Below are 19124 nucleotides of genomic sequence, written 5' to 3' on the forward strand. Positions count from 1 at the left end.
GGGTTTCAGTTTTCTTAAGGCAATCCTTAAAAAAACCAATCTCCCCAAGGCTGGATTCGCCCAAATGCGCAAAGAACACAGCCGCGTTTCGGTCAAACATTGTTGCATTTGATACACAAAACCCTGCCTTTGGGAATTGCGCCGTTTTTGCACGCTAGCATGTTTAGATGATTGCGCACGTCTTGACGCCTTATTTGCATAAATCAAAAACAAGACTAGGGTTATCCCTAATACTCGGCAATAAAATAAACGATTGTTTAATTTGGTAAGCGTTCAATAATTTTTATTAAATATCATGGAAGCGCTAAAAAAAATAAACCCCGTCATTGACGGGGTTTATTCATCGCCTGCGTTTATCGCGCGGAGGGCTTCGCGGCGAATCCGCCGGCGCGGTCAAGCCGGCTAAACCAGTTCGCCGGCCTCCAGCCGTTTGCCCACCAGACGCTCGCGCAGATCGAGGATTTCCTTGACCAGGGCGGCGCGCAGTTCCAGCACCAAGGCCAGCAAGGTGGCCATGCGCCGGCGCGGCTCCAGCTTGGCCAGATCCTTGGGCTTCATTTGCCGGCCCTCCTCCGCCAGCCTGCCCATCCTCTGTTGCGACACCAGGTTTCGCAAGCCGGCGGGCAAGGCCAAAGCGTCTATCGCCTTCAATTTCTCCAGGTTCTGCAACATGCGCAGCAGCGCCGCGCGCGCCTGCAAGACGATGGCCACCAGAGTGGCCATGCGCCGCGGCGGTTCCAGTTCCGCCAGATCGTGGCAGTCCATGCCGTCGCCGGCGCGCGCCAACTCCAGCATCCGTCCGGGTCCCACCAGCTGCGTCAGGTGGGCCGGCAAGGCCAGCGCGTCCACCACGCGCAAGCGCTCCAGCTGCGGCGCCGCGCCGCGGGCGCGCTCCGGATTCAGCCGCAGCCAGGCCAGCGTCGTCAGCTTTCCGCCCTCCCTCAACTCCAGCAAGGCGTCCAGCCGCTCGCGCTGGCAGGCGCTCAAGGCCTCGTTGAGGCGCGCGTAGACTTGGCGCGAACCCAGGGTCAGCGCCGCCGCGCAACTGCGGTCTATCACGCCTATGGCCGGCAGCACGATGCGGCGCTGGCGCAGCCAGGACACCATCGCCTGCGCCAGGGTCAGCGGCTGGTCGGTTTGCGCCGCCAGCCGGGTCAGGTGGCGCAAGGCCGCCTGGCCGTCCTCGGCCCGGTACGGCCTCAGCCCCAGATAGGCGTAAAGCTTGACCAGATGCTCGCGCCGGGTCTGGTCGCGGGTGGCGTAGCGCTCCCAGTCCTCCTCCCGCGCGCCCAGCGCGGCAGCCACCCGTCGCAGCAGCCGCGGCGCCGGCTGGCAGCCCTCGTCCAGAGCGATGCCCGGGTGGCGCAGATAGCACAGCAGCACGGCGACCCCAAGCCGATTGGCGCTGCCGCGGTGTTGCTGGATCAAGGCGAAATCCTGTTCGCTGAAAGCGGTTAACTGATCTAGTTCGTAATCGTCGTTGGGAGGCTCCAGCAAGCTGGCGCGCTCTAGCGACGAGAGCAACGGACGTCTTGGCATGATTCTCTTCCCCTGGCCTTGGCCAATGCGCGAAACGCCGGCGTTTCTGAGGGCCGGCTGCCTCGCTTCGGCTCCATCGCTCAGACCGCGGCGCTGGAACCGGTGACGCCCCAGGCCGGCGCAATGCCCGCCGGCTAAAGGGCTAATTAAAACATTGTGAAGACAAGCTTGCTTCTCTGGTAAGCATTACTTTGTGATGGAGCGTCTTTGCGGTAGTTCCCGCAGATATGCCGATTTCTTAATTTCAGCGATGAATTAGTCACACGACAAAGGTTTTCACCCTCAAAAAATGCCATTGTATTTGATTTGAATGTAATAAATGAGGCTCAAGGAGAGGCCGAGAACCCGCGCCTTGAGAAAACCGGGGAACTTCCGTCATTCCAAACGAATCCCATGCTTCCATAAAGTGCTTAATATTGTCAGTTTCGCCCGCGGCGACGGACCCTCCGTCCCACGCCGTCCGCGCCTTGCAAGGGAGACGCCGATGTTCGAGTCCTGGATCCGCTTTTCCGTGCTCCTGTCGATAGGAGTGACCGTGTTGTCGCTGGCCGTCACCGGCTTTCTGCTGTTCCGCTCCTTCGACTGGACCTCGCAGCTGCGCGGCCTGTCCGGTCCGTGGCAGCGCGAAAGCGTGAAAGACGGCATCCCGCTCAAGGCCGACGTGCTGTCTATCCGGCAAACCGGCTTGCTGGTGAACCAGGTGCCGATGATGCGGCTGGAGTTGCGGGTGTGGCAGGACGGCTTCAGCCGGGAGCTGACGATTGAACAACTGATAGATCTGGGCAATATGCCGCGCGCCGGCGAACGGGTGGAAATCATGGTGGACCGCAATGATCCGTCGCGAGCGTCCTATCTGCGGCTGGCGCCGGCGGGAGATCCGCCGGCGACGCGCTTCCCTTGAAAACCGATTGCGCCCGCGGCTCAAAGGCCATCGAGCAAGGGCGAGACCAGGCGAAAACTAGCGAAAAAGCGGAATGCGCGCATGGCGCATGAGCATTCTGAGCTGGTTTTTAGAGCCGCCAACAAAACCGCGCAGCGTAGCTGAGCCAAGGCGCGCCGACGCAGGCAGTACCCGTAGCACGACAAGGAGGCGCAACGCAGGATCAGGGGGTTTGTCAGCGGGTCTTAACGCCCGGGGCCAAAATCCCGCCGCAGCGCGGCGGAGATCGACAGGCGCTAAGCCCGGGTGGGTTTGCGCGGACGCTTGGCGCGCCGCTGCAGCAACTCCTCCAGTTGGGCGCTGATTTCCAGCGAGGCCTTCACGCCCAGCCCCTGCTGCAGCGCGTCGCGCTGCGGCGGCGCCGCCTGGGCGAACAACAGGGTTTCCCGCAACAAGGCGTTCATCGAATCCAGCCCGCCCTGCGCATGCGTCTGCAGGCGCGCGTTGATGCGGCGCAGGCTGTCGGACACGTCGATGGAGTCGGTGACCGCGCTGTTCAAGCGCATCAGCTGCCCTATCTTCAGATAATCCTGCAGTTTGATCGTGCCGCTTTGGCTCATGGTCAGCACCAGGCCTTCGATGATTCTCTCCAGCGCGGCCTGCCGCGCAACCAGCATCTCCAGAATGTCATCCATATCCACTCCTCAATATCAGGCGCGTCAAAGGCAGACTAACAAGTAAACAGTTTTAAATACATATTAATTTAGACCAGTTTACGCGTCTGACTTATCACGCCGGGTTTTTATCGGCTTATGGCATCAAATATTCAATATGGGAAATGGGTTTGGCAAGCGAAATACCGTTCCATCCGGCCATTGTCGGCGCGTCTGTCGCCAAATTGCGTCGCGGCGGCGAATAAAAAAAGACGGCGGGCAATGCCCGCCGCCGTTTGGAAGCTAAATCATTATTACATGAGATTCTGTTCCGCCACGTTCAGGTTCAGATCTATCATCTGCTCGCTGCCGCCCTGCTCCGCTCCGGGCTTGCCGCCCAGCCGTTCGGCTTCGATCGCGTCCAGATAGGCCGGCGTGATGTCGCCGGTGATGTACTCGCCGTTGAAGCAGGAGGTTTCGTAGCTGCTCAGCTTGGGATTGACGCTGCTGACCGCCTCTTCCAGCGCGGACAGGTCCTGGTAGATCACCGCGTCGGCGCCGATCTCGCGCGCGATCTCGGCCTCATCGCGGCCGGTGGCCAGCAGTTCCGCCCGAGTCGGCATGTCGATGCCGTAGACGTTGGGGAAACGCACCGCCGGGGCGGCCGAGGCGAAATACACCTTCTTGGCGCCGGCGTCGCGCGCCATCTGCACGATTTCCTTGGAGGTGGTGCCGCGCACGATGGAATCGTCCACCAGCAGCACGTTGCGGCCCTTGAATTCGCAGGCCACCGGGTTGAGCTTCTGGCGCACCGATTTCTTGCGCACCGCCTGGCCCGGCATGATGAAGGTGCGGCCGATGTAGCGGTTCTTGATGAAGCCCTCGCGGTACGGCAGGCCCAGGTGATTGGCCAGCTGCAGCGCGCTGGGGCGACTGGTGTCCGGGATCGGCATCACCACGTCGATGTCCAGCTCCGGCAAGGCGCGGCGGATTTTCTCGGCCAGCTTCTCGCCCATCACGATGCGCGCCTGGTAGACCGAGGCGCCGTCTATCACCGAATCCGGCCGCGCGAAGTACACGTATTCGAACAGGCAGGGCGCGTGGCGGGTCTCGCTGGCGCAGCTGCGGGCGTGGAATTCGCCGTCGAAGCCGACGAACACGCCCTCGCCCGGCTGCACGTCGCGCAGCAGGCTGAAGCCGGAACAGTCCAGCGCCACGGACTCGGACGCGAACATGTATTCGGTCTTGCCGTTGTTGACGCAAGTGCCTATCACCAGCGGGCGGATGCCGTTGGGGTCGCGGAAGGCCACCAGGCCGTAGCCGGCTATCATCGCCACCACCGCGTAGGCGCCGCGCACGCGGCGATGCACCGCCTCTACCGCGCCGAACACCGCGTCCACGCTCAGCTCGTTGCCGTCGAGACGCTGGGTCAGCTCGTGGGCGAACACGTTCAACAGCACTTCGGAGTCGGAGTTGGTGTTGATGTGGCGCAGATCGTGGCGGAACATGTCCGCCTTGAGCTCTTCGGTATTGGTCAGGTTGCCGTTGTGCGCCAGCACGATGCCGAACGGCGAATTGACGTAGAACGGCTGCGCCTCGGCCAGGCAGGCGGCGGAGCCGGCGGTGGGATAGCGCACGTGGGCGATGCCGGCGGTGCCCAGCAGGGAGCGCATATTGCGAGTGCGGAACACGTCGCGCACCATGCCGCTGCCCTTGTGCATGTGAAAGGTCTTGCCATTGGCGGTCACGATGCCTGCGGCGTCCTGACCTCGATGTTGCAGCACCTGCAAACCGTCATACAGCAACTGGTTGACCGGAGCCTGACCGACCACGCCTAGAATTCCACACATCTTTTGCTCTCTTCCCTACTACTAAAGAAACGGACAAAAAAACAAGACAAAGAAAAAGGCGGAATCTTGAAGTGAAGATATCAAGATATTCCGCCTTGTTCACCAGCTACCCGGTGTAGTGGAGGTTATCGGCCAGCATCGCCGGTAACCAGGGCCTTAATGATAAGGCCACCGATTCAAATGGCGCCGAGAGCACGGCATTCCTCCACATGGGTTGTCGCGGCAGATCGCTCAAGCCGCCCACCAAAACCAGGGCCGTCACCAGCACCAGCCCGCGAGCCAGGCCGAACACCGCCCCGAACAATCGATTGACTCCGCCCAGGCCCACGCTGTCCAGCATGCCGGTCAAGGTGACCCGCAGCAAGGCCGTCGCCAGCCAGGCCAGGAAAAACACCGCCACGAAGCCCGCCACCAGGCGCAAGCCTTCCGAGCTGAGCTCGCCGGGCAGAAACGCCGACACCACCGGCGAAAACTGCTTGGCGCACCAGAAGGCGATCAGCCAGGAGCCCAGCGACAGCACCTCCGCCACCAGGCCGCGCATCATCGCCACCAGGATGGAGCCGGCGATGATGGCGATGGCAATATAGTCGAAGATGGTCATGACGGCTACTTGGTCACGATAATGCCGTTAACGCCGGCCTTGGCCAGCTTCTGCAAGGTGGCCTGCGCCTCGGCGCGGCTGTTGAACGGGCCGACCCGCACCCGGGTCACCTCGCCCTTGCTGGTCTGCACCTTGCTGAAATGGGCGGCAACGCCTATCGACGACAGCTTGGACTTCAAGGCGTCGGCCTTTTCCGGGTCGGACAGCGCCGCCAGCTGGATCACCGATTTGCCCTCGGCCTTGGCCGCCGGCTCCTCTTTCTTCGCCGCGGGCTTGTCCAGCGAATCGAAGCGTCCTTCCAGGATAGCCGCCGGGTCCGGCTTGCGCGCCGGCTTTTCGTCCAGCTTGATCTCGGGCTTTTTGTGCTCGGGCTTGGCCGGCTTCGGCTCCGGCTTGTGTTCGGGCTTGGGCTTGGCCTCCGCTTTCGGCTCGGGTCTGGCTTCCGGCTTGGGCTCGGGCTTGAGCGCCGGGGCCGGCTGCGCGGCCGGCATCGCCGGCGTCATCGTGGACAGATTGGCCGCCAGCTCGGTGGCGCCTGGCTTGGTCGCGGGCGCCGCCTCGGCCAGCGCGGAAGACGCCGCGGACGGCGCTGAGGCGGGCTGGGCCGGCGGCGGCACGGTGCCCGCCGGCGCTTCGGCGTGATTGGCCGCCGGCGCGGAAGCGCCCGCGCCCAGCACTTCTATCGATTCCGGCTTCATCTGCTGCTCGGGCAAGCGGCCCACTACATTCCACAAAACGACGGTGGCGACGGTAACCAACACGACAGCGCCCACCAGACGGCGTCTGGCGCGCTTGCGCAACAGGATCAACTCCTCGTGGGTGGATAAAGCCATGCTTTCCTCAAGCCGGGTGTTGCCGGGCTTCCATCACCTCGGCAACGGTGTGGAAGGAACCAAAAACGACAATTCTATCACTCTCCTCCGCCTGCGATAAGGCCGCCGACCAGGCTTGCGCCACGGTGGCGAAGGATTGCACCCGCGCGACGCCCATTTCCGCCAGCCTGGCGGCGATGCGCTCGCCGCTCTGGCCGCGCGGCATGTCCAGGCCGCCGACGAACCAGGCGTCGAACTCCTCGCGCGCCAGCGCCGCCACCTGCTCCAGGTCCTTGTCCTCCAGCATGGAGAACACCGCCAGCCGGTTGCGGGCGAAAGGCAGCTGCTTCAGGCTGGCCGTCATCGCCTTGACCGCGTGCGGATTGTGGCCCACGTCCAGCACCACCGCCGGGCGGCCCGGCAGCACCTGGAAACGGCCAGGCCACTCCACCTCCAGCAGGCCGCGCTTGACCGCGCCCAGGCTCACCGGCAGGCGCGGCTTCAAACATTCCAGCGCCGCCAGCGCGGCGGAGGCGTTGATCATCTGGTAGCCGCCGCGCAGCGCCGGCAAGGGCAAGGCGTGGCGGTGGGCGTCGCCCATGTGGAAGGACCACTGATTGTCCATGCGCTGATAGCCGAAATCCGGCCCGTACAGCTTCAGGTCCGCGCCGATGGCGCGGGCGTGCTCGATCAGCCGCCGCGGCGGATTCGGGTCGGCGCACAGGGCCGGCTTGCCGGCGCGGAAAATGCCGGCCTTCTCGAAGCCGATGTCCTCGCGGTTGTCGCCCAGGATGGCCTGGTGGTCGATGTCCACGCTGACCACCACCGACACGTCCGGCTCGAAGATGTTGACTGCGTCCAGGCGGCCGCCCAGGCCCACCTCCAGCACGATCACGTCCACTTTTTCCGCGACGAAGCTGTGCACCGCCGCCAGCGTGCCGAATTCGAAATAAGTCAGCGAGGTGTCGCCGCGCGCGGCGTCTATCGCCTCGAAGCTGGCGACGATGCGCTCGTCGCTGGCCGGGGCCTGATCGATGGCGATGCGCTCGTTGTAGCGCAGGATGTGGGGAGAAGTGTAGGTGCCCACCTTGAAGCCGGCGCGGTGCAGCATCGCGGACAGCATCGCGCAGACCGAGCCCTTGCCGTTGGTGCCGGCCACCATCACCACCGGGCAGGACGGTTGCAGTTTCATCGCGTCGCGCACCCGCTCCACGCGGGCCAGGCCCATATCGATGGCGGTGGCGTGCAGGCTTTCCTGCCAGCTCAGCCACTCGGCCAGAGTCTTGTGTCCAGTCATTTCGTCTCAGTATCGTCCGCGGCGTGGAACCACAGCAAATAAGTCCGCAAGCGGCGGCGGCCGTCCGCCGGCGCCGAATCCGGCCACAACATCAGCGCGCGCCGGCGGCCGCCGACGCTCACGTTCAAAACCGTCAGCCAGGGGGTGACGAAGCAATCGTCCAGCGGCTGCGCCGGCAGCGCGGAATCGCGCCACAAGCGCAAACGCCCCAGGCCGTCCACCTCCAGCCGCCGGAAACGGCCGGCGTCGCCCCAACCGTCGGCGCGCAGCGCCCGCCAGAGCAGGAAAGCCGCGACGGGCAACACGGCCAGCCAGGCCGGCGGCAGGTGGCGGATCACCGCCCAGCTCAGCAGCGCGGCGGCGGTGGCCGTCAGCGCCAGCCAGAGGCGGGAGGGCCTCAGCTCGAAGCCGAAAGGCTCCAGCCGCTGCCGCCCGCTCATGGTTTAGAGATCCAGCGCCGGGGTGTTGCTGATGTCGGCGTCCACGCTGTCAATCACCGTGGAATGGATCTCCACGTCGAACCACTCCCAGAAGGCCTTCAAGGACATGTCCTTGGGCCATGTTTCTTCGTCCTCGTACCAGGACGCCAGTTCCATCTTGAACAATTGTTCGTAAATTTCGTCGATGTAGGCGACGCCCTCTTCCGGCTCGTCGAACTCCGGCAGCAGGATCACGGTGCAATCGGCGCGCAGGCTGTCCAGCGCCAGATCCATGTCGTTGTCCGGGGCCTGGTTCAGCCAATCCAGGAACGGTTGTTTCGGTTTGATCACGGCCACCGAGCGGTCAACGAAGTACATAGCATGCCTTTCATTCAAGTTTGGCCGGCATTGTAACAGCACAAACCGCGCCGCGCTAAGCGTGGAAGCGTGACCGGCATGTTACAATCCGTGCATTTTTCCATACAGAAAACAACACGCACCATGGCTCTGATTACCGTCGAAAAAGCCTGCCTGGCTTTTGGTCACCACGCATTGCTGGATAACGTCGACTTCGCGCTGGAGCCGGGCGAAGTGGTCGGCCTGATCGGCCGCAACGGCGCCGGCAAGTCCTCGCTGCTCAAGAGCGTGGCCGGCGCGGTGGCGCTGGACGACGGCCGCATCAACATCAAGGGCGACGTCAGCGTCGCCTATGTGCCGCAAGAGCCGGAGCTGGCGCCGGAGCACACGGTGTTCGAAGCCGTGGCCGAAGGCCTGGGCGATTTGAAAAGCCTGCTCACCGAATACCATCAAGTCACCCATCAGCTGACCCAGGCCGACGCCGACCACGAACAGGCGCTGGCGCGGATGGAGCACATCCAACACGAGCTGGAAAGCCGCGACGGCTGGCAGTTCGACGCGCTGATCTCCTCCACTCTGTCCCACCTGGACCTGAACCCGGACGCGCGGATCAATGAGCTGTCCGGCGGCTGGAAAAAACGCGTGGCGCTGGCGCGCGCGCTGGCGTCCAAGCCGGACGTGCTGCTGCTGGACGAACCCACCAACCATCTGGACGTGTCCGCCATCGAGTGGCTGGAAAACCTGCTCAAGAGCTATGGCGGCAGCGTGCTCTTGATCACCCACGACCGCCGCTTCCTGGACAACGTCGCCACCCGCATCGTGGAGCTGGACCGCGGCATTCTGCGCAGCTATCCAGGCAGCTTCTCCAGCTACCATGTGCGCAAGGCGGAAGAACTGGCCATCGAGGAAGAACAGAACCGCATCTTCGACAAATTCCACGCCCAGGAAGAAGTGTGGATACGCAAGGGCATCGAGGCGCGCCGCACCCGCAACGAAGGCCGCGTGCGCCGGCTGGAAGCCATCCGCCGCGAGCGCTCGGCGCGGCGCGAGCGCGTCGGCCAGGTCAACTTCCAGCTGGACGCCGGCGAGCGCTCCGGCAAGCTGGTGGCGGAGCTGGAGCATGTCAGCAAGGGCTTCGAGGGCAAGACCCTGATCCGCGACTTCACCACCCGCATCCTGCGCGGCGACAAGATCGGCCTGATCGGCCCCAACGGCGCCGGCAAGACCACCCTGCTCAAGCTGATCCTGGGCCAATTGGAGGCCGACAGCGGCAGCGTCAAGCAAGGCAGCAAACTGGAGATCGCTTACTTCGACCAGTTCCGCGAGCAGCTGGACGAGGAAAGCAGCGTCGCCGACATCATCAGCCAGGGCAACGACTTCGTGGAGGTCGGCGGCGTCAAGAAACACGTGATGAGCTATCTGGAAGACTTCCTGTTCTCGCCGCAGCGCGCGCGCAGCCCGGTGCGCTCGCTGTCCGGCGGCGAACGCAACCGCCTGCTGCTGGCCCGGCTGTTCACCCGCCCGGCCAATGTGCTGGTGCTGGACGAGCCCACCAACGATCTGGACATCGACACGCTGGAACTTCTGGAAGACGTGATCGCTCAATACTCGGGAACCGTGTTCCTGGTCAGCCACGACCGGGCCTTCCTCGACAATGTGGTCACCCAGGTGATCGCCTTCGAAGGCGAGGGCCGGCTGGAAGAATATCCGGGCGGCTACCAGGACTGGATCGACACCAAGGCGCGCATGGCGGCGATGAAACCGGCGGAAAAACCCAAGGAAACCGTCGCCCCGCAGGACAAGGCCAAGGACAAGCCCAAATCCGCGCGCAACAAACTGTCCTACAATGAGACGCGAGAACTCGCCGCGCTGCCGGACGAGATCGCCGCGCTGGAAACCGAGCAAGCCAGCCTGAATCAGCAATTGCTGGACCCCAACTGCTACCGCGACACGCCCAAGGAGGCCATCGCCTGGCAGCGCCGGGTGGAGGAAATCGACGAATTGCTGATGGACAAGCTGGCGCGCTGGGAAGAACTGGAGTCAAAGCAACAATGAGCAAAACCTTGCCGCCTTCGCCCTCTTCGCCGCTGGACCGTCGCGCGCTGCTGCGCGGCGCCGCGGCGCTGTCGCTGGCCGGCCTGCTGGCCGCCTGCGGCACCACCTCCAAAGTGGCAGGAGGCCGCAAGCCCCGCCCCTCCGGCGACCTCAGCCTATCCGGGCTGAAGGCCGACGGCGCCAGCCGGGAAATCCTGATCTACACGCTGGGCCTGCTCGGCCTGGACTACAAGTTCGGCGGCACCAATCCCGAGGCCGGCCTGGATTGCAGCGGCATGGTCGGCTACATCTACCAGAACGCCGTCGGCGTCACCCTGCCGCGCACCGCCGCCGAAATCGCCAGCGTGGCGCGGCCGATTCCGGACAGCCGGATGCGGGTGGGCGACCTGGTGTTCTTCAACACCATGAACCGCCCGTTCTCCCATATGGGCATCTTCATCGGCGACGGCAAGTTCGTGCACGCGCCGCGCACCAACAGCTCCATCCGCGTGGCGCGGCTGGACAACAGCTATTTCGCCGCCCGGTATGAGGGCGCGCGTACGCTGTTCAGCTAAGAAGCTGTTCAAAGTCTGCTGCGCTTCGGCGATACGGCGTTGAAAACCAGCTCAAAATGCTCATGTACCACGAGTACATTCCGCTTTTTCGCTAGTTTTCGCCTTGTCTCGCTCTAGCTCGCTAGACTTTGAAAGCCGCATAAAGCCTGCCGCGCTTCGGCGATATGGCGTTGAAACCCGCTTCGAAATGCTCATGTACCACGAGTACATTCCGCTTTTTCGCTTGTTTTCGCCTTGTCTCGCTCTAGCTGGCTAGAGCACCGAGAGCCTCGTCACCCCTCCGCCAAGGCCGGCCTGGCGCCGGATTTTTCCGCCGCGCGTCCGGGCTTCCCCAGCAAGGCCTCCTCCACGCAGTCCAGCGCCCGCGTCGGCTCCGCTTCGGCCTCCATTCGCGCGGCCAGTTCGCGGCAGGCCCGGCCCGCGCCCGGCCCGCTCAGCAAGCGGCCCAGCACGCGTTCCATCCGCCGCGCGGACACGCGCTCCGCCGGCAAGACCTCGGCCACGCCCAGGCGCTTGGCGCGCTGGCCGTTGTCGAACTGGTCGTAGCCGTAAGGCACGATCAATTGCGGAATCCCGGCGCGCATCGCGTCCGCCATGGTGCTGACGCCGCCGTGGTGGACCAGCGCCGCCGCCCGCGGCAACAAGGCGGTGAAAGGCGCGTGCGCCTGCCACAGCACGCCGTCCGGCAAGGCCGGCGGCAGCTGCGCCGCGTGCGGCGTGACGAAGACCCCGCGCCGCCCCAGCCGCCGCAAAGCCCGCAGCGCGGCGTCGAAGAAAGCCGCCGCGTGCCGATGTCCGGTGCCCGGCGTGAACACGATGGGCGCGTCGCCGGCGGCCAGGAAGGCTTCCAGTTCGGCGCACAGGCCAGGCCCGGCCGGCGCGGCGGGCGGCAGAAACCCCCCTTCGAAAAACGGCCGCGGCCAGTCCGGCTGCATGGCGGCGAACCAGCGGGGAAACAGGCTGACCGAGGCGTTGGGCGTCTTCAGCATATGCTCGAAAAAATGCGGCGCCGGCGGCAGGCCGCATTGCGCGCGCGCCGCGTTCAGGCCGGGCAAGGTCAGGCCGTTGAACCAGCGGTGCAACAGCCGCCACAGCAGACCGGCCCCGGCCGGCGGCAGCCAGCCGGGAATCCGCAGCGAGCCCATGGTCAGCAGATCGTAACGGCTGCATAGATTGGACGGCGCGAGATAGGCGGTCACGATGCGCAAATCCGGCCGCGCCGCCCGCGCCAGCGCCGCCATCGGCACCAGGATGGGATGGCACAACACCATGCAGTCCTCGTCTTCCGGCAGCGCTTGCACCGCCTGGCGGATGGCGTCCAGCTGCGGGATCAAGCCGTCCCAGAGCACGCCCCAGCCCTTGCGCTCATGCCAGAGATCGGGATTGTCCAGCACCGCCTGCTCCTGCTCGCGCTCGCCGAACAGCCGGTACGGCAAGCCGGCGGCGCGCGCCATTTCCTCCTGCAGCTCCGGCGCCAGCAGCAATACCCGGCGGCCGCGCGCGGCCAGCCCGCGCGCCAGCGCGATGAAGGGCTGCATGTCCCCGCCGGTGCCGCTGGAGGCGACGATGATCAAAGCTTCGCGCGGCTGATCCGCGCCGGCCTGCGGCGGCAGTTCCTGACTCATGGCGGGCCTTCCTTCCGATATGGCGACAGGTCATGCTACGCCAATGTCATTATTTGGGCAAAAAGAAAACCGCCCCGAGAGGCGGTTGGCCAGCGGACGGCGGCTGCGCGCCGCGCCGCCGATCAAAGCGTGAACTGCTGCACCACGCCGCGCAAAGACACCCCGCGCTCCAGCAGATTGACCACGCCCTGCTGCGCCTCTTCCGCCGCCAGCCGGTTTTCCTCGGCCGAGCTGCTGACCGACTCCACGCTGCCGGCCAGGTGCTGGGAAGCGTTGGCCTGCTCGCGCACCGCCGCCGAAATATCGCCCATGCCGCGCGACACGCCCTGAATCTGCACCGAGAAGCCCTGCAAAGTGTCCTGCGCCTCGCCGGCGTGATTGACGCTGGCGTCCACGCGGTCCACCGCCGCGCGCATGCCGGAGATGGCGGAGGCGGAATCCTGCTGCACCGAATCTATCATCGAGCCGATTTCCACCGTGGCGTTGGCGGTGCGCTCGGACAGCTTGCGCACCTCGTCCGCCACCACCGCGAAGCCGCGGCCCTGCTCGCCGGCGCGCGCCGCCTCGATCGCCGCGTTCAAGGCCAAAAGATTGGTCTGGTCGGCGATGTCCTTGATCACCGCCACGATCATATTGATCTCATTGGTGCGCGAATCCAGCTGATCCAGCTTGCCGGCCAGCTGGGTCACTTCCTGCTGCACCGTGCGCATGCCCTCCACCGCGTTCTGGATGTATTGCACCGTGGTCTGGGTCTGGCCTTCGAAGGAAGACATCAGCTTGGCCGCGTCCTCGGCGATTTCCGAGACATGGGCGATGCTCACCGCCAGCTCCTCCACCGCCGCCGCGCTGCCGCGCACGTCCTCGGCCTGCTGGCCGGAACGCGCGGCCACGCCGCCCACCAATTGATCGATGTGTTGCGACTCGCTCTGCACCGCGTCGGATTCGCCGCGGATCTCCAGCAGACGCTGGCGCAGCGCCGCCATGAAGGTGTTGAACGAGGACGCGATGCGGCCCACTTCGTCGCTGCTGCGCACCGGCATGCTGCGCGCCAGGTTCCAGTCGCCGCCGGCCAGCTGTTGCAAGGCCACGTTCAGCTCGTTCACCGGCTTCACCATGCGGTTGGCCAGCAGCAAGGCCACCAGCTGGGACAGCAGCAGCAGGCCCAGGCCCACCGCGCCGCTTTGCCACAACACCTGGGTGCGCAAGGCCTCCACTTTTTGCAAGGAGGTGTCCACCCCCACCACGTAGCGCATGCCGCTGGCCGAGGTGAAGGGCACGAACACCGAGCGGAACAGGCCGAACTCGCCCTGGTATTCCTCAAACTGGGTGGAGCCGTTACGCAAGGCCGCGGCCAGGCCGGCCGGCACATCCTTGTATTCGGCCAGGAACCACTGCTGGTACTGGCCGGACTTCACCTCGTCCGGGCTGGCGGAAGAACTGGTGTACAACACGCGGCCGCCGCGCTGAATGGTGGAATAAGCGTAAGCCAGGCCGCTGTCGCGCGCGAAATCGGTCAGCTGCTTGGTGGTGGCCTGGCTATTGGGATTGCTGTCCGGCAATTGATCGTGGAAATTCTCGCCCACCATCTGGCGCGCCGCGTAGGCGGCGGTCAGCAGAGTCTGGTCCACGCCCTTCATTTCGGAGTCCACGGTGCTGCGATAGGCGTAGATCGAATAAACCGCCACGATCAGCAAGCTCACCAGAGTAAAAGCGGCGGATAGTTTGGCCCGCAAGCCCCAGTCCTTGTTCAAGACACTCATACGGATGCATTCCCTCGACATTCATTCCAAAAACAACTCCCCGCCGCCGGCGGCGCATCCGGGGCGCGCCGGACCGGCGCCGCAGGTCCAGGCAGTGGATCGGTCGGTAATCGACAAGAGGCGATGACGGCGCCGCGAAACGATGCGGAGCGGGCGGGGAAGAATAGACAGGCGGCGGCGCGGCGGGACCAGCGGCCCGGCGCGGCGGCGTGCTCTGAATATGGAAAGTGATGATAACGCCAATTAAACGCGAATCAATGCGACTGGCTTTGGTAGTTTGCACATAGCAAGTGCATAATCGCTTTCTCTCCAGCTAAAGCGACCCTGCCCCGCTTTGTTTTTAAAGGATTTTTTATAGATAGACCGCGACAAGCACTGGTGTTTACGTAAAAACACCTATCGCATCTGTATCTATCTTGGACGCAGCTTAGAGTCGGTTCAAAGTCTCGCGAGCGAGAGCGAGACGAGGCCTTGCGGCTGAGAAAGCGGAATGCACAGCGGGTGCATGAGTATTTCGAAGCGGGTTTCAACGCCCTGGTCTAAAAACCCGCGACGCGCGGCATAGAACAGGCGCTCAGGCGCGCAAGCCCTGCAACAATCTCGCCAGGCGCTCCAGCGACATCACCTCGTCCACCCCGCCGCGGGCGATGGCCGCCTGCGGCATGCCGAACACCACGCAGGACGCCTCGTCCTGCGCCAGCGTGCGCGCGCCGGCGTCGTGCATCTCGCGCATGCCGCGCGCGCCGTCGTCCCCCATGCCGGTGAGGATCACCCCCACCGCGTTGGCGCCGGCGCTCACCGCCACCGAACGGAACAACACGTCCACCGACGGCCGGTGCCGCGACACCGGCGGCCCGCCCTTGACCTCGGCGACGAACTGCTTCTGCCGGCGATGCAGCAGCAAATGCTGGCCGCCCGGCGCAATCAGCACCGTGCCGGCGCTGACCACGTCGCCGTTCTTCGCCTCCCTCACCTCCACCTGGGCCAGCTGGTTGAGCCGGCCGGCGAAAATGGAGGTGAAGCCCTCCGGCATGTGCTGCACCACCACCATGCCAGGGCAGTGCGGCGGCAGGCGCTGCAACAGAAACTCCAGCGCCTGAGTGCCGCCGGTGGACGCGCCCAGCGCGATGACGCGCTCCGTGCCCTGCGCCGGCCGGCGGCGTTCCGGCGGCGCGTCCAGGATGGCGTCGGCGGTCAGCTTGGGCGCCGGATAAGCGGCCGGCGTCGTCTGCTTCAGCGCCTCCACCCGGACTTTCGCCGCCGCGTACACCTCCTCCACCAGCCGCTTGGCGTTCGCGACGAAATTGGTCTTGGCGTTGGCCAGCGGCTTGAGCAGCACCGACACCGCGCCGGCGCTCATCGCCTCCAGCGACACCAGCGCGCCCTCGGTGGTCAAGGCCGAGCAGATGATCACCGGCGTCGGTCGCTCCGCCATCACCTGGCGCAAAAAGGTCAGTCCGTCCATCCGCGGCATCGCCAGGTCCAGAATGATCACGTCCGGCCAGCGCATCTTCATCCGCGTCATCGCGTAAATCGGGTCCGGCGACGCGCCCAGCAGCTTGATGTCCGGCGCGGTGGCCAGCATCTGGCTCAGCATCTCGCGCGCCACCGCGGAGTCGTCAACTATCAGAACACTGATGCTCATCGATTCTTCCGCCCGCGAGATGGGAATCCAGCCGGTAGCGCGACGGCGCCTCCTGCGCCAGCGGCAGCGCCAGGTGCCGGATGGATTCCGAATGCCCGATGATCAAATGCCCGCCCTGCCGCAATTTGTCGCACAGCGACAGCAAGACCCGCAGCTTGGTGGCCTCGTCGAAGTAAATCAGCACATTGCGCAGGAAAATCACATCGAAGTGGCTGTGAGTGAAATGCGAGGCGTGCAGCAGGTTCAGATTGGAAAAGCTCACCTTCTTCGCCAGCTCCGGCGTCACCTTGACCATGCCGGCGTATTCGTCGCGGCCGCGCAGGAAATAACGCCGCCACAGCTCCGGCGGCGTCCTGCGCGCGCGCTCCACCGAGTAAACCCCGCGCCGGGCCAGATGCGTGACCCGGGTATTGATGTCGGTGGCGTACACCCGCCATTGACCCAGCAGGCCCAGCGCCTCCGCCAGGATCATCGCCACCGTGTACGGCTCCTCGCCAGTGGAGCAGGCCGCCGACCACACCCGGAACTCGCCCTTGCCCTGCAGCCGCGCCGCCTCTTGCCGCAGCCAGGCGAAGTGTTCCGGCTCGCGGAAAAAATAGGTTTCATTGGTGGACAGCAGATTGATCGCGTACTGCCGCTCCGTCACATTGGCCGGGTCCGAGATCAGACGCCAGTAAGCCGCGTAGCTGTTCAGGCGCAAATGGCGGATGCGCTTGGCCAGCCGGGACTGGATCAGCGAGCGCTTGCTCAGCGGCATGGCGATGCCGGCGGTCTGGTAGATGAAACGGCGCAGCTGGAAGAACTCTCCATCCGTCAGCAACGGCCCGGCGGTCAGCGACTCCTCCAGGGCGAACATCTACAAGGCCTCGATATCGTCGCTCAGAAACTGTTGCGTCACCGCCTCCGCCATCTGGCTGAGCTCGGACACCGACAGCGCCTGGCGCACGTTCAGCAAGATGGCGAAGCGCTGATTGATGGTGGCGATGCCCTGGATGAAGTCGCTGCGGATATTGGAGCCGAAGCTGGGCGAGGGATCGATCTCGCTTTGCGGGATCTCCAGCACCTCGCACACCGAATCCAGCAGGATGCCGATGTCGGCGTAGCCGCCCTCCAGGCCCGGCAGCGACAGGATGGCCACGCAGGTGGACGACTTCAGCGCGGTCTGGCCGCGGCCGAAGCGCACCGACAAATCGATCACCGGCACCACCGCGCCGCGCAAATTGATGATGCCACGCACGAAGCTGGGCATCATCGGCACCTCGGTGATGCCGTCGAACTCGATGATCTCCCGGATGAAGTTGATCTGGATGCCGAACAAATCCTCGCCCAGGATGAAAGTGACGCAATGGAATTTCTGGTCGCCGCCGTCCTGGCCGGCCAGCTGTTCGCTGTTTCTCATCGCCGCGCTCCTGTCAATACTTGGAGAACTTGTCCTCGTCCACATTCATATCGAGGTCGTCGTCATCATCCACCGGCGGCGGCGGCGCGGCCCTGCCGGCGTGCAAATGGCCGATGTGCACCATCCGGGACTTGCGGCCGCGGGTATTGCGCAGCTTGAACTGCTGCATCAGCTCCTGCAGCTGCATCGCCGCCGAACTCAACTCCTCCGAGGTGGAACTCAGCTCCTCGGCCGAAGTGGCAGACGACTGCATGCCGCTGCTGATCTGGGTCACCGCGCTATTGATCTGATCGATGCCGGAGCGCTGCTCGCGCGAGGCGGCGGAAATCTCCTGCACCAGGCCGGCGGTCTGGTCTATGCCGGGCAGCATCTCCTGCAACAGCGTGCCGGCCTTCTCCGCCACGCCCACCGAGCGGCTGGCCAGATCGCCTATCTCCTTGGCCGCCACCTGGGAGCGCTCCGCCAGCTTCCTCACCTCCACCGCCACCGTGGCGAAGCCCTTGCCGTGCTCGCCGGCGCGCGCCGCCTCGATCGCCGCGTTGATCGCCAGCAGGTCCGTCTTGTTGGCGATATCGTTGATCACCGTGATCCGCGACGCGATCTCCTTCATCGCGTGCACCATATCGCTGACCGCGCTGCCGCCCTGGGTCGCGCTGGACGCGGATTTGGACGCAATGCTCTCGGTCACCCGCGCATTGTCCGCGTTCTGCGTCACCGTGGCCGCCATCTCCTCCACCGAAGCGCTGGTCTGCTCAATGCTGGACGACAGCTCGGACGAAGTCTGCGCCAGCGAATTGGCGGTGGACGACACCTCTTCGGACGCCGAGCCTATCGCCTCCGACATCGCGCTGACCTCGGACAGGGTTTCGGACAAGCGGTGGGCCATGGACTTGATCGAATACAACAGGCTGGAAGTGTCGTCCGGATGCAGCTTCACCGGCACCGACAAGTCCCCGGCCGCCACCCGGCTCACCACCTGCACCGTGTAGGACGGGTCGCCGCCCAGCTGCTTGAGCAGGCTGCGCGTCACCATCACCCCCAGCGCGATGCTCAGCAGCACCGCTAACACCGCGATCGCCACCAGCGCCCGCAAGGCGTCCGTGCTGATGACCTTGGTTTCCGCCAGAGAATTGTCGGCCAGCTTGGCGTTGAGGTTCACCATCTCGGTCAGCACCCCGTCCACCGCCTGGTAGGCCGGCCAGCCCTTTTCCGCCATCAGCTTCAGCGCCAGCTTATTGTTCTCGCCGTCGCCGCGGTCGGTGTAGGACAGCCGCTTCACCTCGGTGGCGTAGGGCTGGTAAATCGCCCAGGCGGCGTCGAAGCGGCGCAAGGCATCCACCTCCGGCGGCGTCAGATCCGTCTTGCGGTAGGCGTCTATGCTGGCGTTCATGCTCTTCTCGAAGCCGACCATTTCCAGGTCCACCGCGTCCATCGTCTTGGTGTCGGTCTCCGCGATGTAGCGGTACAGCGAACGGTTGCTGGCCATCGCGTTGCGCGCGGCGTTGCCGATATCCTTGATCGGCGTCAGCTGGTTCTCGAACAGATTCACCATCACCGCGCTCATGCGCTCGGTGGCGGTGTAGCTGATAAAGCCCAGGGCCAGCAAAAAGCCCAGCACCACAGTGAACGAAAGACCCAGCTTGGTCTTGACCTGCGCATTGTGAAACCACTGCATGAC

The 19124-nt window shown here is 64.6% G+C and carries 17 protein-coding genes; 3 read left to right on the top strand and 14 right to left on the bottom strand.

All coding sequences use genetic code 11. The features are described from left to right. Window positions 1–402 precede the first annotated feature (402 nt). Complete coding sequence (locus VK98_RS17705; RefSeq protein WP_082159114.1) at window positions 403–1539, bottom strand: DUF4158 domain-containing protein; 1137 nt, start codon at window positions 1537–1539, stop codon at window positions 403–405. Between the two features lie 484 nt (window positions 1540–2023). Between VK98_RS17705 and VK98_RS17710 the strand changes: the two genes are divergently transcribed. Next, on the top strand, window positions 2024–2440 hold the full coding sequence (locus tag VK98_RS17710; RefSeq protein ID WP_197083093.1) for a hypothetical protein: 417 nt from the start codon (window positions 2024–2026) through the stop codon (window positions 2438–2440). 275 nt (window positions 2441–2715) lie between these two features. On the opposite strand, the gene VK98_RS17715 is transcribed toward VK98_RS17710, so the two are convergent. The 7 genes from VK98_RS17715 to VK98_RS17745 form a co-directional block, all read right to left on the bottom strand. After that, on the bottom strand, window positions 2716–3114 hold the full coding sequence (locus VK98_RS17715) for a hypothetical protein (protein WP_048415277.1): 399 nt from the start codon (window positions 3112–3114) through the stop codon (window positions 2716–2718). Window positions 3115–3386: 272 nt separating this feature from the next. Further along, window positions 3387–4922 (bottom strand): amidophosphoribosyltransferase, encoded by a 1536-nt coding sequence (purF, locus tag VK98_RS17720; protein ID WP_048415278.1) that lies wholly within the window; start codon window positions 4920–4922, stop codon window positions 3387–3389. A 106-nt stretch (window positions 4923–5028) separates the two neighbouring features. Next, on the bottom strand, window positions 5029–5523 hold the full coding sequence (locus VK98_RS17725; RefSeq protein WP_048415279.1) for a CvpA family protein: 495 nt from the start codon (window positions 5521–5523) through the stop codon (window positions 5029–5031). Window positions 5524–5528: 5 nt separating this feature from the next. Continuing rightward, complete coding sequence (locus VK98_RS17730) at window positions 5529–6356, bottom strand: SPOR domain-containing protein (RefSeq protein ID WP_048415280.1); 828 nt, start codon at window positions 6354–6356, stop codon at window positions 5529–5531. A gap of 7 nt (window positions 6357–6363) precedes the next feature. After that, window positions 6364–7632 (bottom strand): bifunctional tetrahydrofolate synthase/dihydrofolate synthase, encoded by a 1269-nt coding sequence (folC, locus tag VK98_RS17735; protein ID WP_048415281.1) that lies wholly within the window; start codon window positions 7630–7632, stop codon window positions 6364–6366. Continuing rightward, a complete protein-coding gene (locus tag VK98_RS17740) occupies window positions 7629–8072 on the bottom strand; it encodes a hypothetical protein (protein WP_048415282.1) in 444 nt (147 codons plus the stop codon). Before VK98_RS17740 ends, folC begins: the two co-directional genes overlap by 4 nt. Window positions 8073–8075: 3 nt before the next feature. Then, window positions 8076–8429, bottom strand: a complete 354-nt coding sequence (locus tag VK98_RS17745) for a hypothetical protein (RefSeq protein ID WP_048415283.1) — start codon at window positions 8427–8429, stop codon at window positions 8076–8078. 123 nt (window positions 8430–8552) lie between these two features. On the opposite strand from VK98_RS17745, the gene VK98_RS17750 reads away from it, so the two are divergent. Together VK98_RS17750 and VK98_RS17755 are read left to right on the top strand one after the other, a co-directional pair. Further along, entirely contained in the window at window positions 8553–10463 is a 1911-nt protein-coding gene (locus VK98_RS17750) for an ATP-binding cassette domain-containing protein (protein WP_048415284.1), read from the top strand. Further along, the gene (locus VK98_RS17755; protein ID WP_082159115.1) at window positions 10460–11017 is read left to right on the top strand and encodes a C40 family peptidase; all 558 of its coding nucleotides are present in this window, start codon (window positions 10460–10462) and stop codon (window positions 11015–11017) included. Before VK98_RS17750 ends, VK98_RS17755 begins: the two co-directional genes overlap by 4 nt. 272 nt (window positions 11018–11289) lie before the next feature. Here VK98_RS17755 and VK98_RS17760 read toward each other — a convergent pair whose 3' ends face one another. From VK98_RS17760 to VK98_RS17785, 6 genes are all read right to left on the bottom strand, one after another. After that, window positions 11290–12642, bottom strand: a complete 1353-nt coding sequence (locus tag VK98_RS17760) for a glycosyltransferase (RefSeq protein ID WP_048415285.1) — start codon at window positions 12640–12642, stop codon at window positions 11290–11292. A gap of 122 nt (window positions 12643–12764) precedes the next feature. Further along, window positions 12765–14402, bottom strand: a complete 1638-nt coding sequence (locus VK98_RS17765) for a methyl-accepting chemotaxis protein (RefSeq protein ID WP_048415286.1) — start codon at window positions 14400–14402, stop codon at window positions 12765–12767. Window positions 14403–14976: 574 nt separating this feature from the next. Further along, complete coding sequence (locus VK98_RS17770; protein ID WP_048415287.1) at window positions 14977–16047, bottom strand: chemotaxis response regulator protein-glutamate methylesterase; 1071 nt, start codon at window positions 16045–16047, stop codon at window positions 14977–14979. Then, window positions 16022–16903 carry a protein-glutamate O-methyltransferase CheR gene (locus VK98_RS17775; RefSeq protein WP_048415288.1) on the bottom strand — a complete coding sequence of 294 codons (882 nt, stop codon included), beginning with the start codon at window positions 16901–16903 and terminating at the stop codon, window positions 16022–16024. The genes VK98_RS17770 and VK98_RS17775 overlap by 26 nt, the downstream gene beginning before the upstream one ends. Next, on the bottom strand, window positions 16904–17446 hold the full coding sequence (locus VK98_RS17780) for a chemotaxis protein CheW (protein ID WP_048415289.1): 543 nt from the start codon (window positions 17444–17446) through the stop codon (window positions 16904–16906). It lies immediately after the preceding gene. Window positions 17447–17459: 13 nt separating this feature from the next. Next, the gene (locus VK98_RS17785) at window positions 17460–19121 is read right to left on the bottom strand and encodes a methyl-accepting chemotaxis protein (RefSeq protein ID WP_048415290.1); all 1662 of its coding nucleotides are present in this window, start codon (window positions 19119–19121) and stop codon (window positions 17460–17462) included. Window positions 19122–19124 lie beyond the last annotated feature (3 nt).

It is taken from the genome of Chromobacterium sp. LK11 (assembly GCF_001043705.1).
Classification (GTDB): Bacteria; Pseudomonadota; Gammaproteobacteria; order Burkholderiales; family Chromobacteriaceae; genus Chromobacterium; species Chromobacterium alkanivorans.